The organism is Halegenticoccus tardaugens, from assembly GCF_004116405.1.
GTDB classification, from domain to species: Archaea; Halobacteriota; Halobacteria; order Halobacteriales; family Haloferacaceae; genus Halegenticoccus; species Halegenticoccus tardaugens.
The window spans coordinates 609,106-634,876 of record NZ_SDIC01000002.1 but is presented as its reverse complement, the minus strand read 5'-3'; the positions used below and the strand labels follow the sequence as shown (position 1 = coordinate 634,876).

The window sequence follows — 25,771 nt, the reverse complement described above, 5'->3', positions numbered from 1 at the left end:
GGATCGCTTGCGGTCGGGCCTTCCGTGTCGACCCGACCGCCGCGCTCGTTCACTCGGGACCGCCGTACCCGTTACTCCACGCGCGTCTCGCTGAAGTAGCGCCGACTGCTCCGGGGGATGCGCTTCCGCTCGCCGACGACATCGAACGTTTCGCTCGCGCGGATGTCGGACGCCGAGCTGCCGACGCGAAGCTCGTACGTCCCGGGGTAGACGGTCAGGTTCAGGTCCCTGTCGCGGACAGCCAGCTGGCTCGCGCCGACGGAGACGTGAACCGCCGCCGACTCTCCCGGTTCGAGGAAGACGCGCTCGAACGCGACGAGCTCCTGGACCGGGCGGACGAGCGGCGGGTTGCGGTCGTGGCCGTACACTTGGAGGACCTCGTGACCGGCGACGTCGCCGGCGTTTTCGACGGTGACGGACGCTTCGACAGTGTCGCCGGGCCCGATCTCGTCGTCGACCAGCGCGAGGTCGCGGTACTCGAACGTCGTGTAGCTCTCGCCGTGACCGAACGGGTACAACGGGTCGCTGTCCGTGTACACGTGCGTCTCGTTCATCGTGTTAGGCTTGCGGCTGTAGTGAACCGGAAGCTGACCGACGTTCTTCGGCAGCGACACCGGAAGCCGGCCGCTGGGGTTGTGGTCACCGTAGAGCACATCCGCGATGCCGTTGCCTCCCTCCTCGCCGGGGAGCCATGCGTGTGCGAGTGCCGGGACGGCGTCGGCGACGTCCGCAAGCGAGTGCGGCTTCCCGCTCACAACCACGACCGCGAGCGGGGTGTCCGCCTCGGCGACCGCCCGCACGAACTCGGCCTGCACCCCGGGAAGACCGAGGTCCGTCACGTCGCGTCCCTCACCGCTGGTCGACGCTGCCGTCTGCGTCTCGTCTGGCGCGGTCTCGAACTCGACGGTCGAGCGCGCGCCGATGAACGCGACCGCGACGTCCGCGTCCTCAACGGCGGTCACCGCGTCCTCGAACTCGTCCGTCGACGGGCCGCTGACCGTGCACCCTGGGACGTGCGTCACCTCGCCCCCCGTCCGGGCTTCGATCCCCGCAAGTGGCGTGACGATGTCGATGCCCGCCTCCACGGTCTCCAGGTTGTGCGCGAGATACGCGTAGTCGCCTAGCAGTCCCTCTGAGGCGTCGGCCTTCGGGCCGACGACGGCGACGTCGGCCGCATCGTCGAGCGGGAGCACGCCGTCGTCGTGCAGCAGCGTCACCGACTCCCGGGCCGCCCGACGAGCGAGCACCCGCTGTTCGTCCGTCTCGACCACCTTCTCGACAGCGTCGACATCGACGTACGGATCGTCGAGCAGGCCCTTCCGGATCTTCGTGCGGAGGACGCGCTGGACGGCGGTGTCGACGGTCTCCTCCGCGAGGTCGCCGTTCTCGACGGCCTCGACGAGTGTCGGGTAGCACTCCGAGGCCGGCAGCTCAACGTCGAGCCCCGCCTCGAGTGCCATCGTCGCCGCGTCTTCGTACGACGACGCGACCCCGTGTTCGTCCTTGAGGAAGGCGACGCTCTCGTAGTCGGAGACGACGACCCCGTCGAACCCCCACTCCTCGCGGAGCGTCTTCGTGAGGAGCGCCTCCGAACTGGTACAGGGAACGCCGTCGATGTCGTGGTAGGCGTTCATCACCGCCTCCGCGTTCGCCGTCTCAACGCACACCTCGAACGGGAACGCGTGCTCTGCCAGCGCCCGCGGTGCGAGATCAACCGACGTGCGGTTCTTCCCGCCCTCGCCCGCGCCGTGGCCGACGAAGTGCTTCAGCGTCGCCGCCACCCCATCCTCGGGGCCATCGCCCTGCAGGCCTTCGACGAACCCGCAGGCCATCCGCGCCGCGAGGTATTTGTCCTCCCCGAACGTCTCCTCGACCCTCCCCCACCGGAGGTCGCGCGCGAGGTCCAGCACCGGCGAGAGCGCGTGCACCGCACCGATCGCCTGCAGCTGCGCCCGTATCTCAGTGGTTATCTCCCGAACCAATTCTGGCGACCACGTGCTCGCGAGCCCTATCGCTTGCGGGTACGTCGTCCCGCCCTTTCCCATGTAGCCGCTGAGACACTCCTCGTGCGGAATCGCTGGTATCCCCGGTCCGAGGCGCTCCAACATCGACTGGATCTCGTTCGTCACTTCTGCGACTTGTTCCGGGGGCAGGTCGCTGGCGCCACCCATCCGAGTGAGTTCGCCGACGCCGTGTTCGAGCAGCTCCTCCGCCCGCTCGTGGTCGACTTCCCCGTCAGTGAGCAGATGCTCCGGGCCGTACGATCCGAGCTGCGCGACTTTCTCCTCCAGGGTAAGGCGATCCAACAGGTCCTTGACTCGCCGGTCCATCGACACTGACGAGTCTTGGTACGGTGACTTGTCTGCCATATCCACACGCGCGACCCACATGATTAAAAGACTACTGACGGACGGAAGCTATCGCGTGGCGGACGGTCGGCAGCGGTCAGTTGACGTCCCGCCGGCCGAACCACAGTTCGCTCGTGACGACGAGCGAAACGGCAGCGACCGCGAGAGCGACCGCGGCGCCGAGGTCGTACGTCCCCTCGACGAGGACGGCGGTCGGGTCGTAGTACCGCGTCGGCGCGAGCAGCACTCACCGACTTCCTCCTTCTCGTCGAGGAGGTCCAGAACCGGAGTGACGGGCCAATAGCTGACCTCGTTCCGGAGACGATCCTCGGCGTGATGGGCACAATCGGTCTCTTCGTTCTTCACAGAGAGGAGTACGACGCTTACGACGAGCAGTACTACAGCAGGTGAATGAAGCGTTCTTCACGTCGCTCGCGCGGGAGCTGGTGAACGAATAGGTACATAATAAATTGTATCCTCTACTCTGAACATCTAATTTCAGATTTTCAATATTATAGCTATATTATGTGGAAATATAAATAAAACGCCGTGATAAACTTTTGAGTGGCGGTTCAAGGTCGAGTTAGGCGATGATTATTCAATATATTCTCACACGTTATTTTCAAGCCAACGATTACGTAGTGAGCTGTCTTATAGCGTTTCTATCCGATGAAGCGGTGAAGAACGTCCACCAGCTACAAAAGGACGGAGTGCAGAAAATAATATCTGCTTATGAGAAGTCGCTGTTCACGATGCCCGCCACACGCTCACGGTCGAACAGTTGGTCCTCGACGGGGATGCCGGGGGACGACTCGCCGAAGAAGTTCGGATAGAGTTGCTCGGCGCCTACATAATTGAGCTGATGCTTGGTAGCTTGGGAGAGGAGAGAAAGAAGATACAGCTGTTCATCCCCACTCGGGGATTGTAGGCAACTCTTCGCGTCTCGTCTCGGGGTTAGTCACTGGTGTTTACGGGAGCGATGTACTTTGAGACCCAGGTGTCGCCGTTTTCGCGCCACTGCCAGTAGTAGTAGTATTGCCGATCGTCGATTCGTTTGATCGTCACGTATGCGTTGGCGGGGACTGCATCGTGATCGTCAGGATCTGCCGAGGCGTTTTGCTCTTGGAGTTGATCTTTGTACTGGTCGCTCTTGTTTCGGCGGCGCTGGTCTTCGATGGCGTTCTAGTGGTGTTTGTCGTCGTGGAGTTGCTGTGCGTACTCGATGATGTCTTCGAGGGTGTCAGGTGACCGATGCCGTCGGCCAGCAACTCCTTTGCTGCGTCATGGTCAAGCTCACCGGCTTCGAGTAGTCGATCGGCGTTCACTGATCCGAGTTGTGCAGCCTTCCCCTCGAGAGTCATGCGCTCGAGGAGGGACTCAACACGATTCTTGATCAACGCACTCTCGTCCAGATACATGGGCTTGTCTTGATTTCGTGTCACTATTACCTCAAGGAAGTACTTTATATTAGTGTTTCGTGTGATAGTATCATAGTCAATGGACATTAGAGACCGGAGCGCCCCGGTCGGCGGTGCGATTCATCGTCTCCACGAGGAGGTCTCGCATGGTATACTTCGCGTTCGAGCAACGGAGACTTCACTAATTCAGCATGCGTCGTTCGACCTTTTGCATGGATGTTTATAGTGCTGAAACTAAGTTGGATTGATAACATTCCTCTTCGGACGTCGGTGGCCGACGCAATTGTACACACAGTTCTCCCGCCCAGAGCAGACAAATCAATAGTTTTATTCGTCGCTCATCCCTTGATTTCTCCGAAATGGGCTTCATCAGCGACGAGTATCTGCTCGAAACGGACGCCGCTCGAGATCTCTACCAAGCGATCGAAGGCCTGCCGATCGTCGATCCGCATACACACGCCGACGTGACCGAGATCGTCGAGAACGAGGGCTGGAATGACATCTGGGAAGTCGAGGGTGCGACTGATCACTACGTCTGGGCGTTGATGCGAAACCGTGGCGTCGATGAAGAGTTAATTACCGGCAGTGCCTCAAACCGAAAAAAATGGAACGCCCTAACAGAGGTGTTCCCTGACTTCGCCGGTAACCCAACCTACGAGTGGATTCACCTTGATCTGAAACGCCGATTCGGGATTGACGAGCTCATCTCGAGCGAGACCGCTGACGATATCTGGGAAGAGACCTCTACACAGCTTGAGACGTCCGAAATGCGACCGCAGGCAGTACTCGAAGAGATGAATGTTGAGGTAATCTGCTCGACGGACGACCCGACCTCGTCACTCCACTATCATGAACGCGCAGCCGATGAAGTGTCTGGTGTGGAGATTCTACCGACCTGGCGCATTGATCGTGCGATGACGATCACGCAGCCAGATTGGAACGGCTTCGTTGACGAGCTTAACCAGGCGACAGGAATTGATACTACCGATCTGAAGGGATTTCTTGACGCCCTCGCAGCTACACACGATTATTTCGCTAACCGTGGCTGCGTCGCGAGCGATCTTGGTATCCAAGAACCCGTTTCGCGCTCGGTTAAGACGGCTCGTGCGCGTGAAATCTACCGGAAAGCGTTTGAGGGTGGCTCCCTCGACGAACAGGAGGTGACCGACTTCCAAGCGTACCTCCTTGAGTACGCCGGCGAATTGAACGCCGAGAAAGGTTGGGTGACGCAGTTGCACATTGGCCCAGTACGTAACTACCGGCAAGCGCTCTACGATCGACTGGGGCCTGCTGCGGGCGGCGACGTTTCCACACAACGTCTCGATGTGGCAGAAAACCTCGAATACTTCCTCAATCGATTCGACGGCGACCTTGAGGTTGTTCTCTATTCGTTGGATCCGACTCACTATCCGACTCTCGCAACCCTTTCGCGCGTGTTCCCAAACGTGAGCGTCGGTCCGGCGTGGTGGTTCAACGACAGTCCCTATGGGATAGAAGAACAGCTGGAATACACGGGGACGGTTGGCTTGATAGCAAACTACGCAGGCATGGTGAGCGACTCGCGAAAATTGCTCTCTTACGGTTCGCGCTTTGAAATGTTCCGACGGTCGCTGGCAAACGTTGTCGGTAGACAGCTCGGCCGCGGACAGATCCCGAAGGGTCCAGCGTACGATCTGATCGAACACATCGCGTACGATCGACCGAAGGAACTCTTCGGAATCTGAACCGTTCGAAGGATGCACAAACTCCTCGATGGTGGTTGCGGCGTTCCGTCAAGAGAAACGCAATCTGGATTCCCATTCTCTGGGCCGCTGTCACGGAAATATGATCGTGAAGGATGAATCTGGCTGACCTGGAGAGTAACGTTGAATATGCTTGAATATACGGAACGACGATCCGATTGGTTGACGCCTCTGTGCTGAGATGTTCCCGACCTATGCTTTCACCCATGGCTGACCGGTTCGTCGTCCTTTGCTGCCTCAGGAATTGGCTAAACTACGGAGCATGCCCTTTATATATCCGACTGTATAGGCTCGGCCACGGTGTTTCCAGTCCCCGTCTCCCTCAAGTGTGGGGACGTGATCCGGAATCATCAGACCAGAGAAGCCGACGTCTATAAGCGCTTGAAGGACCGCATACTCGTCATAATTGCCCTCGTCGAGGAACGTCTCGGTGAACGATGGGATCGTTCCTTCGACGTCTCGAAAGTGAACGTAGATAATCTCATCACGATTGCCGAAGTAGTCGATGACTTCAAAGATGTTCTCTCCCATTTCCGACCACGTTCCTAGACAGAGGTCGAGTCCGTGGTTGTCACTCGGCATAATGTCCATTGCACGTTTAAAATTCTCGAAGTTCCGGAAGAGGAATGGAACCCCCCCGAGTTCTTCTACCGGTGGGTCATTTGGGTGCAACGCGAGTGTCACGCCCGCCGCTTCGGCGACCGGAACGACTTCACGAACAAAGTACTCGTAGTTCTCCCACAGTTCCTCTTCTGTATAGGTGCGATCAAACGTTAGAGGAACGTCGCCCACCTGCGTGGCATTGAACGAAGTGGCGATAGCGCCGCCTCGAACCGGATCCGAGGTCGACGTCCGCCAGACGCCACTTGGCGACCAATGATAACCGAGAATCGGAATGCCAGCACGACCCAGATTCCTAATCGTGTTCTTGACATGTTCGAGTTGCTTTTCCTGATTCGGTCCACCGAGCATTACTTCGTCGTAAAACTTGATCGGGATGTTTTCGATCACGTTCAACCGTAATCCAGCATTCTCAACCCGGTTTCGGAGTTGAACGAGTTCTTGAACGTCCCACTCCTCGTCTCCTGTCAGCGGTATTTCATCGTTAGTAAGTAGGGGAGTGGAATACATATTCAGGAGGATGTCGTCGACAGCGAGTTGCTTAATAAATGTGAGCCGTTCAGAGGTCGGCTGCATAAATTGGCCGAGGCCGACGCGAATTGGAAGATCGTCAAATTCCAAACTCTTAGCACTTTTTTCGCTTACCTGCTCGGACATGTACTTTGAACACGGTGACGTGACGTTATAAGCGTACTCGTTGAGAATTGAAAGTAAATGCCTGCAAACCGTGTTTTCTTGGTGAAGTTTCAGGCGTCAGAAAGCGCTGTCACTGTATCCGCCGTCTACAATTACTTCCTCGCCAGTGGTAAACGAAGATGCCTCACTTGCGAGGTAGACCGCCGCGCCGGCAATCTCCTCTGGCGTCGCCACACGGCTCATCGGTGTTCGTTCGTCGATTGCCGTACGCGTTTTGGTCCCCTCGTCAAAAGCGTCACCGGAGAGGGGCGTCTTAACGAATCCGGGAGAGATCGCATTGACACGAATATCAGGCGCGAGATCAGCGGCGGCGGCACGCGTCAGTCCATTGACTCCGCTTTTAGCCGCACAGTATGCTGCTCGCCGTTCCCGGGCCTGTCCCGCTGACATCGACGAGATATTGATGATGCTCCCACTGTCCATCCTCCGGCCGAAGATCCGACACGCGCGAAATACGCCAGTCAGACAGACGTCGATGTCGCGCTCCCACTGTTCGTCAGTCATCTCGGTGACTGACGCCCTGGCGACGGAACCCGCAGAGTTGACGAGAACGTCGATGTTGCCGAGGACGTCGGCCGCTTGCTCGTATAGCCGTTCGATCGACGTCGAATCGCGGACGTCGCAAGCAACTGCTCGCGTTGTTGCCCCGAGGGAACGAAGCTTCTCGGTCGCGTCTGCGACTTTCGCGTCGTTTCGGCTTGTCGCGATTACGTCGGCGCCGTCCTCGGCAAACGCGCGTGCGATTCCCCAGCCAATGCCACTTGTACCGCCGATGATAACCGCGGTTCGTCCGTTCACGGTGACCTTCCCGTATTGTTCTCCGTTCATAACTATTCGTCAGTACATCTGAAGAAAACTCTTGTGCTTACTGATGGGCCAGCCGAACGTCGATGACGTTTTTCGATCGAGTGAGATGCTCGAGAAGTTCAGTCTCGATCCACTCACGCTCGAATCTCCGTTTCGGTCCAGAGACTGAGATAGATCCAACGACGTCCGTCCCATCCAACAGCGGGACGGCAACTGAACGAATTCCGGTCCATCGCTCTTCGTCCTCAATTGCGTATCCCCGCTCAACCGTGACCGAGAGCTCCTCATGGAGTTCCTCCCTGTCGTCGATTGTCTGTTGGGTTCCTAACGGGAGTCCGTGACGGTCGATAATCCGGTCAATCTCGTCTCGGGGTAAGTGAGCGAGAATAGCCTTCCCGAGTGCCGTCCAATGCATGTGCGTATACTCTCCGATCGGTGGATTATCGTAGACAGCTTCCGACCCTTCAGATTTATACAGCAGAACTCGTTTCCCATTCTCTGAAACGCCGAGAGCGGACACTTCTCCAGTTACCTCCGCGAGGGTGTCAATCTCAACTCGAGCAATCTGGTAAAGCTTTGTTTGCTGGCGAACCTGCCCGCCGTGCTGGAGGAATTTGAGCCCGAGCCGGTACGATGAACCGTCCTGGAGGACATATCCGAGATCGGAAAGCGTTTTCAAATAAATGTGGGCGGTGCTAGTTGGCATGTCCTTTTGTGCCGCTAAATCCGAGACAGTGAGTTCCCCGGCCTCGCGGAGGCAGTCAACAATCTCTAATCCGCGTTCAAGTGATTTGATCCGTCGGCTCGAACTCCGTTTGTCGGTAGATACCATACTTCGGATCTGTTCCCAACTATCTTGAATATTTTTTTCGCCTTCCGATATGTTTCTCCGATTATATTGGATAGGGACCTCTTGTATGAATCCCTCAATAATAGCTGAACACCGGTTCACCATTGCTGCGCGCCATCACACAGAACGAATCATGGATCTCGTTAAAGCAAACCGACGATCAACGTCGTAACGTTTGATGACTAACTGGTTCCATTCACAGTGGTCAATCGCAGACAACAGCCTCGTAGCGACAACTGATCCTCCAATATTGGAACCAATTCCCACCGTTACAACCGTAGGTTTGTAACTATACTGGATGATGAGAATAGTTCTCGTGTATTTTCCAGTTTTAACCGTTGGTTTTACTATATAATCGGATATAAATCCTATATTCTTGGATCAAGGATGAGATCCAGAAATTGTTGGTGTAGGCGTGTATCTAAGCCGGCATACTATGGTAGCACGCTCGAGGTCACCAAATCGGTTTGATCATTACTGTACTCTCAATCGACGTTGAAATCACCTACCTCAGTGCGGGCAGCCGCAAGTTGCCGATGAAACCTATTCAGAACCTGGCGCATTCTTCTCCGATGGGGAGGTGCGTCTTTATGATGAGCATTACGTGAGCGTCCCACAGAACATCCGTTTTGGAAATTGGTTTCAAGAACTCAACGAGGCAATGACAAACGCTGATGACCAGATCGCCTTGAGGCTTAAAAGTCGACGTCTCCTGGGTCAACAAAATGGAACAGGAATTCGACTATTCACGGACTGTTTTCTCACGGATCGAACGCCGACGGCGACGTCGGGGCACGATTCCCTTGACATGCAATCGATAGCCACTATCTACGAGCCCGCAAAGATAAGCGAGCCGTCAACGTTGACGCGGTCTAATGCCATACAGAAGAAAAGCAGATCGAAGTTCCGCCCACCGAAGGCGGTTACACAATGGTGGTGAGTTAGCCGTTTGGGGCTATCGACTAGGTGCAGCACCCTCGAACATCTGACGAGTGGAGAGGTGCGCATCCTAGACGTTTATGTGGACAAGGGAGTGCTGCATTCGTATCGTCGTGATTAATCTAAATGAATGTCATTTTGGTAGAGAAACCTTCTTGAGGACGCATTACGGTGGTATCTCTATATGGGCGAGTTAGTGCTTAGTGAGCTATCGAAGGTTTTCGACAGTGATGATGGGAAATTAATCGCAGTCGACGATCTGAACATCACGGTACGTGACGGTGAATTTCTCGTACTCGTCGGACCGTCCGGCTGCGGGAAATCGACGACCCTGCGGTGCGTCGCTGGCTTGGAGACCGTGACCGACGGTGAGATCACTCTCAACGGTGAATCGATAACGGACCAGAAACCGAAAGACCGGGATATCTCAATGGTCTTTCAGAACTATGCGCTGTATCCGCATATGACCGCTCGAGAGAACATGTCGTTTGGGCTGAAGATGTCGACAGATCTCTCGGACGAAGAGATTGAAAAACGAGTCGAAGAAGCCGCCACGATGATGGGAATTGAAACACTTCTCAAATCGACACCGAGCGAACTGTCCGGTGGACAACAGCAACGCGTCGCGCTCGGGAGAGCAATCGTGCGCGAACCCGCGGTCTTCCTCATGGACGAACCACTCTCCAACCTCGATGCCAAACTACGGACTACGATGCGCACGGAACTGCAGGAACTCCAACAACGCTTGAACGTGACCACAATATACGTCACGCACGACCAGACGGAAGCGATGACGATGGGCGACCGTATAGCCATCCTTGATGGCGGTGAACTCCAGCAGATCGGCACACCACTCGAATGTTATTACTCGCCGGATAACCAGTTTGTCGCCAGCTTCATTGGGTCACCCGCGATGAACTTTTTTGATGTGGAACTCCAGGGGGACAAACTCCGGAACGAATCGTTTGTGTACTCACTGTCTACTAAGACGATGGACCAACTTGGCGCCTCGAACGGTAACCATCTCGTACTTGGGATCAGACCAGAAGACATTGAGATCGCAGATGCATCCGATCCCCGAAGCATCGAAATGCGCGTCAATGTGGTTGAGCCGCTAGGTGACATTAAGTACGTCTACTTCGATCTCGACGACGTCGTTTATACGGCAAGCGTATCCAGTGGAACGCCTATTAGCGAGGGCGAACAGTTAGCCATCACCTTCCCAGAGGAATCCGTGCACATCTTTGACGGAACCACGGGCAATGCGCTAAAAAATGCGTTGCCCGCTGAAAGCGAACCCCCTACCTCCCATTCGTCGTCGTAGCGTGCTTCGCCCTTTCGCGAAAACGATGTGACTGCTTTCTGGCCGATGGTGTCGATGTGGTAGTCGAATGGATAATCATAGATGGATCAGTTCTCGAGGCGTTCGCGTTTGTCGGGAATGTCCGAGTGGTCATAGAAGAACTGGCAGAGAACGTTGCACCACTTGGCGGCCTGGACGACCTGCTCGTCAAAACGTTCAGCAATATGACGGTGTCTGTGATCATCAACATTCCCCTCAAGTGACTTCCACGCATCACGGTACGATCGGACGGCTTCCACACCGGCGTGGCAGTTGTCATAGAGGCGTTGGACTACGGTCGTCCCATCGGCTAACTCGTGGTCCCAAGGGAGGCGGTGGAAGAATAGCAAGAGTTCTTCGGGACATGTCTTGACCGACTCGTACCGCTCGGCAATCGGTTCGCGATACTGCTCAACGTACCCGCTTCCTGTCGACGTCCGGTCGATCCCAATCTCCTCTGCACTTGCTCCGTGGTACACTGGCCACTCCTCAGGAGCGGGGTCATAGTGATTCTCGAGTGCCGCACTCCCGTTGTACATCAGGTGCATCAGGCCCAGTCCGCCAGTGTGATAGTCAATCGAGGCGCCCCAGGAATCAAGCAGAATCCAAGAAAGCGTCTTGACGACGTTCGGGTCATGGCCGAAGGTCCCACGGATCCACTCGTCGACGATAGTCTCTGCCATGAGGTCAGGGTCCCAGGCTAAGCGGCCGAACCCATAGAGATTCGCCTGGGCGAGGTAGTGGCCGGTCCAGTTCGGGTCCTCCCCGACGAGACCAACGCCGACGATGCCCTGGCCAGGTTCGCTTCTCAGAACGTCCTTGACTGGCGTCCCCTCACCGTCAGCGTAGGTGTCGAATTCGAGAACTTCCTTCCATTGGGGGACGAGAAAGCTGGTGTGGACACCTTGTCCGGTGTACTCCTGCGTGATCTGGAGTTCGCAGCTGAGGGTGGTCTCCGGCATGGTACCAAACAACGTTGAGATGGGTTCACGCGGCTGAAAGTCGATGGGTCCGTTCTTTACCTGGACCGTCACGTTATCCTCAAACGTACCGTCTAATGGTTCGAACGTATCATATGCTTGGACGGCACGGTCGTTATGGTCGGAGTAGACGAACGCACGCCACCAAACGCGTCCATCATGCGGCGCAAGGGCTCGCGCGATGACGTTCGCCCCTTCTGCGTGGTCACGCCCATAGTCATAGGGGCCAGTCTGTCCTTCAGAATCGGCTTTCATGACGAACCCCCCAAAGTCTGGAATCAGGTCATAAATCTCGTCGGCTTTCGTTGCCCACCATTGTTCGACCGCTGAGTTGAGGGGATCTGCTGTCTCAAGGTCACCGACAAGCATCGGCGCTGCGTAGTTGACCGACAGGTAAGTTCGGATGCCGTATCGGCGGAAGACCGATGCCAGTGCCGCAACCTTCTCGAGGTTTGCAGATTCAAGGAGCTGCCAGCCTGCCCACTGCGAGACCGCCTCGTTTGCTCCTTCACGCGCTGAGATTTTCGTATTGACGTTGTTGACGGAGATGCCATTAATACCGACGGATGCTAGCAGTCGGGCGTAGTCGACGTATCGCTCTCTACGGTCCGGCAAGGACTCCCAATCGAAGATCGACGGACCAGCGTACCCTCTCTCGACCGACCGATGAAACGGGTTATCCCAATGATTGATGATTCGCTCCTCATTCGCCGGTTCTTCTACAATGTCGAGGTCGTCAACGGGCTCGCTCGTCGTCAGGAGCCGGAGGAGATGGAACGTCCCATAGACAAGTCCCCGATCGTTCGGGGCCGTTACGACGGTGCAGTCGATCCCTTCCCACGTTACAGAACGAATCACGTAGCCGTCTGGGTTAAGCCCCTGGACGGCAGCAATGTCAACCGTCTCGGAGATCGGACGCATCTCGTCGGGGAGACCAATGGTAAGAAACGCCTCCACAGACTGTGGTGGATGGTGCCAGACGTGTGGTTCCCGACCGGTCACACCACCGATTCCGTGACGCAGTTCCTCGCGAACGGCGACGAGTTCCGGTGCACCGTCGGAGACATAGGCGTGGGAAAACAGACGGCGATAGGACGAGATTTGTTCTTCGGTAGCTGGTTCGTATCTAAGCCAACAGGCGTCGTAACTTGCTCCTGCCATTGGAGCGTAACCACGTCGAATCGGAATAAAACTTTCTCGGTCTATGAGTTGACGGTGAGCCGCACAACTCGTAGCGACGACGGTGACTCTGTGTATGAACAGGCAATAAGATCACCGTGCCCGCGATTCCGTTAATTCCGAACATCGCTAACATCGTTGAGCTGAAGCCCATCTCCAGTTAAATTTCGATTCAGATTAGCTCAGAAATCAGCAGTCTCTAGTGTCTACACTAATTTGAATTGCTGAACCGTACGCAGCGGCCGATGATCCTCATGAGAAGCGGCGGTGATAATGTGCTCAATGAACGATCCAATCGTGTGATTTGCCACGTATGAGTACGTCGGAGACCAGATTCTGCACTCGAAGGCGATCCGTTTCCTCTGTGAGGTCGTCATTCCTGGCAGCCCTGACAACGTTGTCACCCTACTAATCGCGTAGATGATTCACCATCGTATCGATCTTTTGCGCGGCAATTCCGACCTTGGGCATCGGCTGCGCGCTGTATTGTTTTGTTTCAAGGCGGGTCCTGTGAGGTAGTGAGAGGTAAGCGCCAAGTTCCGGAAAAAACGTCTTCCGATGGGTTACCGCGCTCACCTTTACTCTAATTTAATGGACACATTTCCGAAACATATTTACAAAGGCGCTCCGAGCATCTCCCATGCCACGGCGTAACGTGAGCAGACGGAGTGTAGTTACCAGTTCGACCGCTCTCGCCATTGGAGCACTTGCAGGATGCACAGGCAACAGTGGCAACGCTGGCAACGGTAATAATGGAGACGATGAAGTCGAAGAAAAAGAAATTGGAGGAAAGAACACCAATAGTGCCCTAAAATTTGCTAGCTGGGGTGAAGGCGCTGAAAGAAAAGCTCTCGAAGAGGGCATAACTGGGTTCACGAACAAGAACTCAGACGTTTCTGTGAACTATCAGACTGTCCCCTACAGCAATTACCACGACCGGCTCCAGACTCAGTTTGGCGCCAACGAAGAACCAGACGTTTTCTACGTCGACCTGAGCTACATGGGGACGTTCGCAGATAGTGACGTTCTTCTCAATCTCGGCGAGAAGTTTGACGACAGTTACCTGGAGGGATTCATAACCGAGGTCGTGAATCGATACAGAGCCTCCGATGGTGGCCTGTATATGTTCCCGTTTGCGTCCTCACCGATTGCTATCTCCTATAATGCAGAGCTACTAGAAGAAGCTGGAGTCAACGAGTTCCCGAAAACATGGGATGACTTCAAGCCGGCACTTGAAGCTATCAGAGACGAAACCGACGTCAATTATCCTTTCATAGATTCGGATAGTGTCCCAGCGTGGATTTGGCGCGCCTGGGTATACGGAAACGGTGGAGAGTTCATGAACGACGATAACACCGAATGCATCGTTGCCGAAAACGAACCAGTCGAGGCACTCGAATTCTTCGAGGAACTCCGCGAAGATGAACTGATCGGAACTTTAGACGAGATCCAAACCGATTCGGCTGAAGCCGGCATCAACGATGGGCAGGTCGCGATGACAGCTGGAGGTTCTAGCGTTCTCTCTCTCATTAACGCCGACTACCCGGACCTCTATGACAAGATGGACGTCGCCCGTCCCCCCCGCCCTCCGAATGGGGAGTTTGGGAACGAAGTCGCCGGAGCCGGGTTCAGCATCTCTGCGAACTCCGATCAAACGGATGCTGCTCTCGCACTCGTGAGATATATGCTCAACGAGGGGATCGTTCCGTATCTGGAAAGTGGTGTCTCCGTTCCAGTGAAAAAATCCCAGCTGCAGGAGATCAGCCTTTATACTGAGGACGAACGATACCAAAAGATCGCCGAGATGAGAGAGGATCCAAGACTTGGGAGCCCCTCGTGGGGTCCGAACACCGTAGAAATCATGAATACACTCAATCCTCAACTTGAAGGTGTTCTTCACGGTGAGGTGTCCGCCCGAGAGGCTCTCGAAGAAGTTGAAAGAACAGTCAACGGCGAAATTCTAAATTGAGAACTAAAATTCACACATAATCTATGGTCTTCGATACATTCGGGGAAGTCGCACAACGGTTACGTAGCCCACAGAGAATGTTAAATAGAACATCCAAGCACGAGGACAATGTAGCAGGATTCCTCTTCATTCTTCCCAATCTCCTCGTATTCTCGGTGTTTTTATTCGGTCCGGTCATCTTTGCGTTTTATCTTTCATTCAATGAGTATAATATTCTCACTGGAGAGTATACGTGGGTCGGACTTGACAACTATCACAATATTATCTTCCCGTTACCCTGGCATAATGATTGGGCCTTTCTCTCAAATCCAACGGTAAATCTCTGGTGGCACGCTGTGAAAAACACGTCCGTCTATGCCATCGGAACGATTCCGTTGGGAATCCTCGGTGGTCTCAGTGTCGCCCTTAACCTTGACAAGCGGATTCGGTTTCGCAAGGCCTACCGAGCGGCCTTCTTTATGCCGGTCATGCTCTCTGGCGCTGTGAGTGCAGTCATCTGGCGGTGGATCCTCTCTTTGGAGGGAATCGTCAATAACTTCTTATCGCCTGTCGGTCTCGAACAGAACTGGGTCGGTGATCCAAATCTCACACTCTTTTCGATCATTTTTATCGCCACGTGGGGCGGTATCGGCTTCAATATGATCATCTTCCTCGCTGGTCTACAAAATATTCCAGACGAACTCTACGAAGCAGCACGTATCGACGGAGCGAACAGATGGCACCGGTTCCGCCACGTCACATGGCCAAATCTCCAGAACACGTATTTCTTTGTCCTTGTGTTAGCAATTATCGGTTCGTTTCAAGTATTTGGCATTGCGATCGCCTTCGCCGACGGTGGACCGTACTACGCTACGACGGTAATCGTCGTCCTTATCTATCAAGAAGGGTTCCAACACAACAAAATGGGACTAGCTAGCGCGATGGCATTCTTGCTTTTCGCCATCATGTTTGTTTTCAGTTACTACCAGTACCGGATCCGCGGACAGGGAGAGGTGACGTACTGATGGCGCGGTCCGACTATGAGTACCCTGGTTACGAACACGCCGGCGTCACGTACTGGGTTAAGACGATCTTGCTCTACGGCGGTATAACCTTCGCTGCGATGTGGGCCATTGCACCGCTCTGGTGGACGATCACTACGGCGTTGGCACAGGACCCTAGCGCGGGAATCACAACGATTTTTCCGCGTTCCATTACGTTCGAAAACTTCGTCAAATTGTTCGACCAAGTGCCCGTCGGACGATGGTTCCTGAATGCATTTATTTTCGCAGGGTTAGTTACTACATTTAATATTGTCTTCGATACCCTTGCTGGTTATGCGTTCGCGAGGTTAGACTTCTTCGCCCGGGAGAAATTGTTCCTCCTCTTTATTGCCACAATGATGATCCCTGGTATGGTGACACTTATTCCTATCTACATCCTCCTCTCCAACTTAGCATGGATCAATACTTATCAAGGGTTGATCGCACCTTTCATCGCCAGTCCGTTTGGAATCTTTCTACTTCGACAGCATTTTCTGGGGCTTCCGGAGGCTCTCGGCGAAGCCGCAAGGCTTGACGGATGTAACAAGTTTCAGACCTTCTACCACATCTATCTCCCCCTTGCGAAACCCGCGATAGCCACGCTTGGTATTTTCACGTTTATGTTCACCTGGAACAATTTCGAGTGGCCACTTATTATCTCGACGTCCGAGGATATGTTCACGCTCCCTGTCGCGCTCTACATGGTGCGAGGAGAGTTCACCAACAATTGGGGGCTAGTAATGGCGGTTGCAACTATTATTGTCCTACCACCGATTATTGCCTTCCTGTCTGCACAGAAGTACTTTATCCGTGGAATGACGCTCAGTGGTTTTAAAGGGTGATCCGGACGTTCTATAGAGAGACACAAATTAGCCAATGACAAACCAACACCTTCCGAATGTGATGCTTTCTATCAAAGTGTGGCTTAAACTCCTGTACTACGAAATGGCGTCTCTCATCCTGCTTAGCATTGCTTTTTGGGTCGTGTCGGCCCCAGTCGTTACGTTCGGCGCTGCGGTCCTCGCGATGTTTGACATTGTTCGCGGCATTTATGATGGTGATGAGCCACGCGGAGAGCGCAGGCGATTAAGACGGTTTTTCAGCTCGGTCAAAGTTCACTTAGCCGACGGGTTGATTCTCTCACTTTTGATCACCTTCGTCGTCATCAACACCGCTTGGTACTTTTCAATCGCTCTGTCGGGCGCCAACATCCGTTTTATCGTCGGAGGCCTCCTGGGTTTATACGCTTTGTTTCTATTGGCGGTGTTTATTTGCAGAACGGTCAATTTTCATGTGGTCAGAAATGTTGACTGGTGGACATCATTACGGTCCGCTGCTTCGACATGGGCGGCACAACCTACTTTAACCGTCTTGCAGGTGACAATCGTGACGATCGCGGTGCTGGTTACAGTATTGATTCCCCTCGCTCTCGTTTTAATTATTCCTGCTGCGATCACGTTGTTCGAGTTTGTCTATTACGACGAATTAGCTGGTAATAACCCACAAGTAGTGTTGACGCGATATGTACGGCAAAATGACTTCTAGAACACTCCGTGCGCTTTTTTTCGTATCGGTCTCAATCCTCATTATCACCATTGGATATCATCCTGTATTTATCCTCGCGTTCGGCTTGGGTCTGATTATACCAGATGTCGACTCATTGGATCCTAGGTTCCACCGATCGTGGGTCTTCCATACGTTCCTCCCCTCCGCGATCGCGTACCAGATGCTGGTGATTTCTAATGTTGGTACCCGCTATCCACCTTTCGTCACCGGCATTCACTTCGTGACTATTGGGATGTTTTTCCACTTCCTCCTCGACTACGTCTATCCGAAAGGTATGTCAAATGATGGCTCTTCATGGCCCATCAAACCTACCATCTTCTCCAGCCCATGGGGCTTGATGTGGCTCGGTTTCTCGTGGCTCATACAGTGGTTCGCATATCTCTCCATAGCCTTTCTTCCGTGGTTGGTCCCTTGATGAGGAACTGAGGGACGACAGTCTCGTGTAAATGGTGTTCTGTTCACCGCAATTGGTGTTGTATAATCGCTCCGATTACGAACTGTGAAAATACTAGCCGCTCGTAAGAGATATACGTAAGAAGAGTGTAATTAGATATATCCGATAACTCTTCTAACTACCGGTACTCAGATATAGTTCATAAATTTAGTGAATTATTTTCCCTAGCGGGTGAGAATGGCTAAGTACTGGCACTGAAGAGCCTCTATAGTATTTTACGAAGATAATTCAAGTGACGTAAAAATAGGATTCCTTAAGAACTCTGTTACACATAGTAGCGATTTAACGTTTGAAATCCGCTGACATAGACATTATGAATTGGATTTTATCGCTTGTCACTCCTAATCACCTTTCAATTCCACTCACGAGATTTTATTCCTGATACTCGGTCGGCTTCGACAAATCATGACACCCAGCAGGTTATTTGCTTCTACTCGTTCACCGAACATTGATTCTCGGAAGATATTCTACATGCTCTTCCTCGCTCATTACAGCGTGTGTAATCCGCGAAATCGACCGCTTCGCTCTTAATCCGTTTCTTTCTCTTCTCCTACTCTGAAACCACGGAAGGTTCTTCCAGTGTCACCACTCAAGCAAGGGCAACCAGAGGCCGGGTGTGGGAGGTCCAATAGACGTGAAGGCTCTCGCCGTGGTGGCTATCACGCCCCTCCTACGTGCTCCCGATCACAACGCTTCGATTCTCTCTCGCACTGTCTACCCCCGCGGTCTGTGACTGTGTACCGAGACGACGAAGCCGTTCGACAAGCCGAGCTGAGAAGACGACGCGCCGTGTTCCGCGTCGCTTCACGAGCTCAACGTCGTCCTCGCCAACCCGATCGAGGAACTCCATGACGCGGCTAACCGTCTCCGTATGTACACTCCCGTCCTCCTTCGCCGCTAGCACGCGACAGAGCGAACTCGAATCGATTATAAAAGTCCGCCGGCACTTTTCGCGCCTAGTCTGTCACGTTCTTCGCGACGAACCGCGCACTCTTGGGTTGCCGTCAACTCCTCGTCGGCCATCGTATTCGGAAGTGCAACGATCCGTTCTAACGGCGTGCTGAGGGAAGCGGATTGAGACACGTCCGCTTTTGTCTCGTCTTAGCGGTACTGTTCTGAAGGTCACCCCTCGACGCAAGTCTATTAATTAAGCCCCGCAAAGACTTCCGTATATGTCCGGTGGAGATCCCTCACCCCATGAACGAGCTGCAGAGGCATTTGCAGCTGCTGCGCAAGAGGCATATGGTGATCAAATTGAGGATCTCATCGTCTTTGGGAGCACTGTCCGTGGTGAAACTCGTGGGATTGATTCGGACGTCGACATCTTCGTGATCGTCACCGATGACACAATCGCAGACAACCTCCGAGATGTAGCATACGACGTCCAACTCGACTACTCTGTTGTAGTGTCTCTGCATATTCAAACCACCGAGCGATTTGCCGAACGGAAGAATCATCCATTCATCAGACACGTACTTACAGAAGGCCGCTCGTATGCCTGATGAGGACTACGTTGCTGAAGAGCTCGAACAGGCACGGACAGCCCTTACCGACGCGACAATCCTCCACGAGGGACAGGGATCGAATACAGCGGTCTTGACATCCTCCCACGACTTCAGTCGTGGGATTCCCTCGCTCGGGATCGCGCTGACCCGTCGGAGAGTTTATTGCCGGTTTGTGCGAACCACGTCGGGGCGGTGAGCGCATGGCGACGCCAGTCCCTTGCGGACTCCCCCGCTTATGGCACACAGGCCGTGCCATCGGCCCGACTGCCATCGAAGCCACTTCGGCAGTCCCCGAGCGGGCAGGGTTACTGGTTTTTGTTAACGGGCTACCCCAATTCAAGCCCACTTTTTCCGGTCGAGTTAGACTCACAAACGGCCCCAGACGGGCTAAATCTTGCGGTAGATGGGCCGTTCCTATCGCGTAGACCCACGACTAAAGTCGTGGGCTTCCGCTTGATTCATGTCAATCGGCTCTATTATGCGTGTTTTCACGCCGCACAAGCAGTACTCTATGCAAAAGGATTTGAGCCCACTTCTCACCGAGGTGTTTCAACCCTTTTCGGCAAGGAAATCGTCCTCAAAGGTGATGCACCACGAGATGATGGTCGATTTCTGTCTGAACTGTGGGATCTCCGTGAGCAGGCTGACTATGGCTACGAACCGCTCGATCTCGATTTGAGTACGCTTCGTTCTCGAACAGACGCCTTCGTTAGTCGGATGGAGACGCTTGCGAATCAGCTTCGCGAAGAAGACTGAAAAATAGGAGCCATCCGTTCTCGGTTAGTGGTGAAAACGAAGCCGAGCCTGCGTTTTCGTGAGACGATTCATTACCTGATCCTTGTAACTCGTTCTTACACCTGCTGTAAGCAACCATTCTCCCGTGGCTGTCGCTTGGACTGCCGTCGACTGCCGTTCGAGAAGCCGCACTCACCACTACCCACCCCACCAACCCAACCGCCCAGTCCTCCCACCGCGAGGGAACGTGAACCTAGCGTGACGTGAAGCGGCCGACTATGCGACCGCGATTACACCCACGAGGGTGCGCCCGACTTACAACAGCTGTAAGCCTCGAAGTCATGCGCCGTCTCCCCGTGCGAACGATGGACCGCGACCCTCACTCAACCGCAGCTCAAGCACGTACTTGCCCTCGCTTTGCTGCCCGCGCTTGCACTGCAGCGGCGAGCCGTGAGCAAGTTCGGCGAGCTTTTCGATCGCTCTGTACACTTCGACCCACTGGAAGCGCTGGCCGAACGCCGCTTCCAGATGCGTCTTCAACTTATCCTTCTTCGAGCACAAGCGAACGCGCTTGCCGTTGGCGTCGCTGATCTTTGTGCCCCATTCACCGAAGTGAAGCGCGATCTCACGCGCGCGTTCATGGACGGGATAGACGCGATCGACGACCGCCTCTGCACCATGGCGGATGAACCGCTCTAATTTCGAAAGGTGCTGGGCGTCCTCACCTCCTTGTTCAGTCGAGAGTGCGTCGGGCTTTTGGATACCAAGGTCATCCTCACATTGGGACAGCCGAGCGCGGATTTGCGCGTCGGCTTTCGTCCGTGTAATCTGCTCCTGGCGGAGGTCCTCTGTGAGTTGCTCGGGATCGACTGCTTCGAGGTCATCGACGCGGGTGGAGAGCGATTTGGACCGCTTGCAACTCGAATCGAGGAGTCGACCGACAGGCTGGCCGGCGATCCAGATGTTCTCAAGTGCTGCGTCAGCGTCGTCGTCGACATCGCGGAGCTCGACGTGCTGGCGTGCTTCGAGGTCGTCGAGGCGTGCTTCGTAGGCGTCGAGTTGGGCGTGCTTCTCGGCGAGTTGCTCTCGTAGACGCTCGTTTTCGGCCTGGAGATGTTCGACCGTCGTTTCGAGTTCGGCGAGTCGGTCCGTGATAGTTTGGAGATCGATCTTGACGGATGAGTTCGAGTGGCCAGCGGACGAGTGAGCGCTCATTCAGGCACCTCCTGGGTAGCGTGGTAGGTGACGTGCGTCCGCCGAGTGGTTTCGATGATCGTCGGGCTAATGAGGACGGGCCAGCTCTGCTGGGTCTGGCCGTCCTGCGTAATGCCGATGCGTCCTTCGCAGAGGAGTTGGGTGCCCAGCGTGGGTGGGAGCTCCTCGAGGGAGATCGGTGCACAACTCAGACAGTAACACGCCGCGAGGTGCCACTGGGTGTCTTGTCTGTTCTGGTGGAGTCGGACGGTGACGGGATCGCATTCGGTGAGTTCGCGATCGCACTCGGTGCAAGTAGTGGTCGTGCCGGTGTCGATACGCAGGCCACAGAGCAATTGCTCAAGCGACATTGGAATACTGAGGAGGGATTAGTTGCGCTGGAGTTCGAGCGCCGATTCAGTGTAGACGCGGTGCTTACCCGAGGGGAACTCGGTGGTTTCGAGGTAGATCTCAATGCGGAGGGTTCGGCTGAAGGGGAGAGTGAACTCAGTGTGGAGGACGCTCATTTGTGGCCCTCCATGACACAGAAACACTCAAAGCAGGGGAGTGCGCCGAGTTCGGCGCAGGTGTCGCACGCTGTGGGGAGTTGCGTTTGGATGTGGGTGGAAGCGCTAGGCTTACGGGAGTTGCAGAGATCAAGCATCAGGCCTCGACCTCCTTTCGCCGCGTGTCGACGATTTCTCCAATGTGAGCCAGTTGACCGGTGTGCTTCCAGCCGCGATCTTTGGCGACGAACATACACCATTCTCGGACAGTCCGTCCGTTGAGGTGTTGACGAAAACGAACACCAGTTGCGTCGTAGACTATGACTGAATCAGCCGGTCGGTAGTAGTGGTGAATGTGGCCCTGTTTGTCGACGCCGATTGTGAACGAGTTAGCGAGTGCGTCGGCGATCTCTGTGGCGAGTGTGTCGGTACTGTTTTGTCGGGAGCAAATCGTACTCATTGGTGCCTTCTCCAAGGCAGCGGTTCGGTGCTGCAACACCGGACCGCGTTCTGGCGGCCGTCCACTGCCTCAACTTGAGTATATTCTCCCCGCATCTTAAAAGTTGTGCATAATGCACATTCAAAAAGAAGCCCTAGTGTGCCAATTCTTTTTGCGTAGGCAATATTATTAGGCATATGGCCCTTGCAGTAGAGCATATGGATGCGTCCGATTTGACCCGGACGGATAGGGCGATACTCGACGTGCTTAAACGCGGTCGGGATGGTGATGAGCCGTGGGGACTCGCGACAAAAGGGTATCTTGTTGATGAGACTGGATTTTCTCGAAACAGCGTTTACAACCGCTTAGAAGTGCTTGAAGCGCATGAACACGTTCGCCTTATTCATCCCCCAACGCGGTTATTCGCATTCGTTTCTGATCCGCGGGAAAAGGATAGTGTATGACGGATATGTTGGAATTATCCCAAGTTTACATTGAGAAGAGTTCCTCTTCCCACCGAATTTCGCGGATCCGATGCAGAACTAGCTTCTCAGCAAACCGAAAGACAGCAAGAGGGTTTCAACAGAGCCTGTATGACCTACAACCGTGAAATTCTTGAGTCTGAATTCAACTGTTGTTTTTCAAGACGGAATGTATATGCTGCAACCCTTCAAGGGTTCGGCTGAAACTACGCCGGATTCACCGGGCTTACTGACTCTAACGCCGGCTGAGCAGTTAAGTTTTCCGTCAACCCTCAATTCTGTGTGAACCCCTGGGGGTCGACGAAAACAGGTCGTGATTTCACGGTCCGCGGTGGACCATTTTCTTACCCGGAGCTCGTCGAGACCATCGTCGTCTCCGACTAGCAACCGTTTCCAATGAGCCGTCTGGTCCTGTGCACCGGTATCTCTACATTCTCTTCACGATGACATCGTTCGGAAAACGCTGCACTCCTATTGCTGGTGTGACGAAGACGACAGATGAGTGCCTCGAGCGTTCATTCGCGCTTTCCTCCATGACACTAAGAGCCGAGAAACTCCGACTTGTGATCCAGAGCACCGCTGAAAGGCCGATAAAATTGAGTTAGCAACCGCTATCGGTTATGAGACCATCGCTTTCTGAGGTTGAGTCTGAGTCGTGAGTTCACAGATCAGTTAGTGGTTGTCGATGTGGACCAATTGACGCGTAATTACGAATTCTTCGTTGATGTCTTCCTGTCTCTGTACTCGCGCCATGCCTGGCTAGCGAGTTCCACGTCACTTCGAAGATTGAGGTTGACAGTACGACCACCGTCATTCATGATCTCCGTGAAGGACCGAGCCTGTCGACGCACGACACCATAATCCTCTTGAATGCCCGTACTGCCGGTGAGGAGTCTTCCTATCACTATTACGATCACTAACTATTTTAAAGTATTAAAATAATAGTTTATATACATGATTCGAAAATATACAAATAAGGACAGCTGATTCCGACTAACCCACAAATTGCTCAAGGAGTGCGAAGTGGGTTAGTCCCGGACAGGCAACACTCCGCGAAGACGAACGGTTAAGAGATTTGGGCGCGTGGAAGCAAGTGCCGGCAGCCTGCGCGGCCCGGTCCACCCACCAAAACACCAATTGCCGTCGTGTGGCTGGGTGTTGGAGGACCACAGCGGTACACGCGATCTGCGCGGCCTCCAGGGGCCCCATCGGGGTTAGGTGTCTGGAGGGCGGTCAACTTCGTGCAGATCGAGGTTGCGACTCGGCCTCGTCACCCGGGGGCGCAACCATTTCCAACCGATTTGATCGTTAAAAACGTTTATCGCGACGAACATTGATGCTTCTCGACGCCATAGAGACGATTCTATGGCTGATCGTGATCGTGAGAAAGACGAGGACATCGGAGAGGGCCCATCGGATCGTGAGAGTCGGAGCAATCCAGACGATCCGTTCTTTTCCGCCGAAACCTACACGGCGGGCGAACCGCATGACACGTCTCGTCGGGTCGATGAGATCCTCTACGAGAAGGATCCCGAGGATCTCGCCGACGACGAGGGGTTTTGGTGTGCAGAGTGCGGGTGGCGTGGGTCGCACGCGCCGATGTTTCTGGAGAAGCCGTACGAGCCGGGTGATCCGATTTGTTACTGTCCGGAGTGTGAGGCTCCGGATCCGCAGACCGGCGGCCCAGCCAGCGCTGAGTGAGCGGGTGTTCTATCCCTCACGGGTTCGGCTGAAACCTCATCACCATCTTCACGTCATGCCACTCCCGGGCACTGCAACCCCTCACGGGTTCGGCTGAAACATCCGTCTTTACGCTCCGTCAATTAAGCGGCAGACTGCAACCCCTCAAGGGTTCGGCTGAAACTCAGCTGTTTCTCCTCCATGAGATCGAGCGACGGGTCACTGCAACCCCTCAAGGGTTCGGCTGAAACTTACCGATGACTCACTCGCGAGCTCGCCCCAACTCACTGCAACCCCTCAAGGGTTCGGCTGAAACCGTCTCGGAGACGCAGATCGCCCGCGACGCTGTACTGCAACCCCTCAAGGGTTCGGCTGAAACGTCGTCATTGATACCGTCCTCCATCGAGTAGTGGTACTGCAACCCCTCAAGGGTTCGGCTGAAACCATGCCGGAAACACCGGCCTTACTGACTCTAACGCCTGCTGAGTAGTTAAGCTTTCCGTCGACCCCCAATCCCCCCGAAACCCCCCGGGGGTCGACGACGTGGACATTGGTACGAGCTTAGTCGCCCCCGACAGCCACAGACGAGCGGCCGGCCGCCACCCACGAGAGGTAGCCCCGCAGGGCGCTTCGCCCATCGTCGGTGAGGTGGTAGTCGTTCGTCCGGCGATCGCGCTCCGAGGAATCGACGAGTCCTTTCGTGATCAGCCGATCGAGATTGGGGTACAGTCGGCCGTTGTTGATCTCGTCGTCCGAGACCCCTTCGAGTTCGTCTTTGATCTCTTGGCCGCTTGCAGGGCCCACTTGGGCGATCACGGTAAGGAGATCGCGTTGGAAGCCCGTCAACTCGAAGATCTGGTGGACATCGGGGCCGGCGGGCGCATCCGTACCCGCACTCGCGTCCGTTTGGGATGGCCGCCCACCGCGGTCGTACTGTTCGAGGCCGGCGGCCTCTTTCGCCTCGTTCCACGAGCCAAAGCGCATCGTGATCGTGGCCACCGAGGGGATCATCCCGAGGTTCTGATACTCGGTCATGGTCGGGCTGTGGCCGAGGAGATCTGCCGCCTCACGGAGTGCCCCCACGCACGCCTCCCGATCATACGGGTCGGTCGGGCCAGCCGTCTTCTCGGGAGTCTCCGTTTCAGCCCCCACCACCGCCTCTGTTTCCGTTTCCGTTTCCATCGTCGCAGGCGCACCTTTGGTAGGTTTTTGGCTTGCCATATCAAGTATATTGACTCTCAAGGAGATAAACGTTACTCCATAGAGGTGCGAATAAGTTACATTTAAGTTATCCGTG

At 54.7% G+C, this 25,771-nt stretch carries 23 protein-coding genes and 1 CRISPR repeat array; of the genes, 11 read left to right on the top strand and 12 right to left on the bottom strand.

Translation table 11 applies throughout. From position 1 onward, the window contains the following. Positions 1–71: 71 nt before the first annotated feature. A complete protein-coding gene (locus C3L37_RS07100; RefSeq protein ID WP_129113898.1) occupies positions 72–2,369 on the bottom strand; it encodes a glycoside hydrolase family 3 N-terminal domain-containing protein in 2,298 nt (765 codons plus the stop codon). A gap of 76 nt (positions 2,370–2,445) precedes the next feature. After that, positions 2,446–2,595 carry a hypothetical protein gene (locus C3L37_RS24240; RefSeq protein ID WP_164974704.1) on the bottom strand — a complete coding sequence of 50 codons (150 nt, stop codon included), beginning with the start codon at positions 2,593–2,595 and terminating at the stop codon, positions 2,446–2,448. 534 nt (positions 2,596–3,129) lie between these two features. Here C3L37_RS24240 and C3L37_RS24235 point away from each other — a divergent pair. Beyond that, a complete protein-coding gene (locus C3L37_RS24235; RefSeq protein WP_164974703.1) occupies positions 3,130–3,276 on the top strand; it encodes a hypothetical protein in 147 nt (48 codons plus the stop codon). A gap of 133 nt (positions 3,277–3,409) precedes the next feature. On the opposite strand, the gene C3L37_RS24230 is transcribed toward C3L37_RS24235, so the two are convergent. After that, positions 3,410–3,766 (bottom strand): hypothetical protein, encoded by a 357-nt coding sequence (locus tag C3L37_RS24230; RefSeq protein WP_164974657.1) that lies wholly within the window; start codon positions 3,764–3,766, stop codon positions 3,410–3,412. Between the two features lie 359 nt (positions 3,767–4,125). On the opposite strand from C3L37_RS24230, the gene uxaC reads away from it, so the two are divergent. Beyond that, positions 4,126–5,490: a glucuronate isomerase gene (gene uxaC, locus C3L37_RS07090; RefSeq protein ID WP_129113897.1), complete on the top strand. Its 1,365-nt coding sequence runs from the start codon at positions 4,126–4,128 to the stop codon at positions 5,488–5,490. 255 nt (positions 5,491–5,745) lie between these two features. On the opposite strand, the gene C3L37_RS07085 is transcribed toward uxaC, so the two are convergent. The 3 genes from C3L37_RS07085 to C3L37_RS07075 form a co-directional block, all read right to left on the bottom strand. Beyond that, positions 5,746–6,786, bottom strand: coding sequence for a mannonate dehydratase (locus C3L37_RS07085; RefSeq protein ID WP_129113896.1), 1,041 nt, complete (start codon positions 6,784–6,786; stop codon positions 5,746–5,748). 96 nt (positions 6,787–6,882) lie between these two features. Then, on the bottom strand, positions 6,883–7,653 hold the full coding sequence (locus tag C3L37_RS07080) for an SDR family NAD(P)-dependent oxidoreductase (RefSeq protein ID WP_129113895.1): 771 nt from the start codon (positions 7,651–7,653) through the stop codon (positions 6,883–6,885). 37 nt (positions 7,654–7,690) lie between these two features. Continuing rightward, positions 7,691–8,464: an IclR family transcriptional regulator gene (locus C3L37_RS07075; RefSeq protein WP_129113894.1), complete on the bottom strand. Its 774-nt coding sequence runs from the start codon at positions 8,462–8,464 to the stop codon at positions 7,691–7,693. A gap of 1,141 nt (positions 8,465–9,605) precedes the next feature. Here C3L37_RS07075 and C3L37_RS07070 point away from each other — a divergent pair. After that, positions 9,606–10,745 (top strand): ABC transporter ATP-binding protein, encoded by a 1,140-nt coding sequence (locus C3L37_RS07070; protein WP_129113893.1) that lies wholly within the window; start codon positions 9,606–9,608, stop codon positions 10,743–10,745. 86 nt (positions 10,746–10,831) lie between these two features. Here C3L37_RS07070 and C3L37_RS07065 read toward each other — a convergent pair whose 3' ends face one another. Next, on the bottom strand, positions 10,832–12,904 hold the full coding sequence (locus C3L37_RS07065; protein WP_129113892.1) for an alpha-glucuronidase family glycosyl hydrolase: 2,073 nt from the start codon (positions 12,902–12,904) through the stop codon (positions 10,832–10,834). Between the two features lie 658 nt (positions 12,905–13,562). Between C3L37_RS07065 and C3L37_RS07060 the strand changes: the two genes are divergently transcribed. The 4 genes from C3L37_RS07060 to C3L37_RS07045 are packed head-to-tail and all read left to right on the top strand — an operon-like array spanning position 13,563 to position 17,458. Next, the gene (locus tag C3L37_RS07060) at positions 13,563–14,891 is read left to right on the top strand and encodes an ABC transporter substrate-binding protein (RefSeq protein WP_129113891.1); all 1,329 of its coding nucleotides are present in this window, start codon (positions 13,563–13,565) and stop codon (positions 14,889–14,891) included. A gap of 23 nt (positions 14,892–14,914) precedes the next feature. After that, the gene (locus tag C3L37_RS07055) at positions 14,915–15,895 is read left to right on the top strand and encodes a carbohydrate ABC transporter permease (RefSeq protein ID WP_129113890.1); all 981 of its coding nucleotides are present in this window, start codon (positions 14,915–14,917) and stop codon (positions 15,893–15,895) included. Beyond that, positions 15,895–16,755, top strand: coding sequence for a carbohydrate ABC transporter permease (locus C3L37_RS07050; protein ID WP_129113889.1), 861 nt, complete (start codon positions 15,895–15,897; stop codon positions 16,753–16,755). Before C3L37_RS07055 ends, C3L37_RS07050 begins: the two co-directional genes overlap by 1 nt. A 34-nt stretch (positions 16,756–16,789) precedes the next feature. Next, positions 16,790–17,458 (top strand): DUF624 domain-containing protein, encoded by a 669-nt coding sequence (locus tag C3L37_RS07045; protein ID WP_129113888.1) that lies wholly within the window; start codon positions 16,790–16,792, stop codon positions 17,456–17,458. Between the two features lie 1,145 nt (positions 17,459–18,603). On the opposite strand, the gene C3L37_RS24225 is transcribed toward C3L37_RS07045, so the two are convergent. Beyond that, positions 18,604–18,837, bottom strand: coding sequence for a hypothetical protein (locus C3L37_RS24225; protein WP_164974702.1), 234 nt, complete (start codon positions 18,835–18,837; stop codon positions 18,604–18,606). A gap of 268 nt (positions 18,838–19,105) precedes the next feature. Here C3L37_RS24225 and C3L37_RS07040 point away from each other — a divergent pair, with 268 nt between their 5' ends. Both C3L37_RS07040 and C3L37_RS24220 read left to right on the top strand, forming a co-directional pair. Continuing rightward, entirely contained in the window at positions 19,106–19,435 is a 330-nt protein-coding gene (locus tag C3L37_RS07040) for a nucleotidyltransferase domain-containing protein (RefSeq protein ID WP_129113887.1), read from the top strand. Positions 19,436–19,879: 444 nt separating this feature from the next. Next, positions 19,880–20,194: a HEPN domain-containing protein gene (locus C3L37_RS24220; protein WP_164974701.1), complete on the top strand. Its 315-nt coding sequence runs from the start codon at positions 19,880–19,882 to the stop codon at positions 20,192–20,194. Positions 20,195–20,512: 318 nt separating this feature from the next. On the opposite strand, the gene C3L37_RS07030 is transcribed toward C3L37_RS24220, so the two are convergent. The 3 genes from C3L37_RS07030 to C3L37_RS24215 are packed head-to-tail and all read right to left on the bottom strand — an operon-like array spanning position 20,513 to position 21,894. Then, positions 20,513–21,388 carry a hypothetical protein gene (locus C3L37_RS07030; RefSeq protein WP_129113885.1) on the bottom strand — a complete coding sequence of 292 codons (876 nt, stop codon included), beginning with the start codon at positions 21,386–21,388 and terminating at the stop codon, positions 20,513–20,515. Further along, entirely contained in the window at positions 21,385–21,738 is a 354-nt protein-coding gene (locus tag C3L37_RS07025) for a hypothetical protein (protein ID WP_129113884.1), read from the bottom strand. Before C3L37_RS07025 ends, C3L37_RS07030 begins: the two co-directional genes overlap by 4 nt. A gap of 18 nt (positions 21,739–21,756) precedes the next feature. Further along, the gene (locus C3L37_RS24215; RefSeq protein WP_164974700.1) at positions 21,757–21,894 is read right to left on the bottom strand and encodes a hypothetical protein; all 138 of its coding nucleotides are present in this window, start codon (positions 21,892–21,894) and stop codon (positions 21,757–21,759) included. Positions 21,895–22,509: 615 nt separating this feature from the next. Here C3L37_RS24215 and C3L37_RS07015 point away from each other — a divergent pair. Both C3L37_RS07015 and C3L37_RS07010 read left to right on the top strand, forming a co-directional pair. Next, positions 22,510–22,776 carry an ArsR family transcriptional regulator gene (locus C3L37_RS07015; RefSeq protein ID WP_228546146.1) on the top strand — a complete coding sequence of 89 codons (267 nt, stop codon included), beginning with the start codon at positions 22,510–22,512 and terminating at the stop codon, positions 22,774–22,776. Positions 22,777–24,159: 1,383 nt separating this feature from the next. Next, positions 24,160–24,495, top strand: coding sequence for a hypothetical protein (locus tag C3L37_RS07010; RefSeq protein ID WP_129113883.1), 336 nt, complete (start codon positions 24,160–24,162; stop codon positions 24,493–24,495). A 5-nt stretch (positions 24,496–24,500) separates the two neighbouring features. Further along, a CRISPR array of direct repeats spans positions 24,501–24,918; the repeat unit is 30 nt; unit sequence ACTGCAACCCCTCAAGGGTTCGGCTGAAAC. A gap of 117 nt (positions 24,919–25,035) precedes the next feature. Here the strand turns inward: C3L37_RS07010 and C3L37_RS25705 are convergent. Then, entirely contained in the window at positions 25,036–25,656 is a 621-nt protein-coding gene (locus C3L37_RS25705; RefSeq protein ID WP_394345781.1) for a helix-turn-helix transcriptional regulator, read from the bottom strand. Positions 25,657–25,771: the final 115 nt, after the last annotated feature.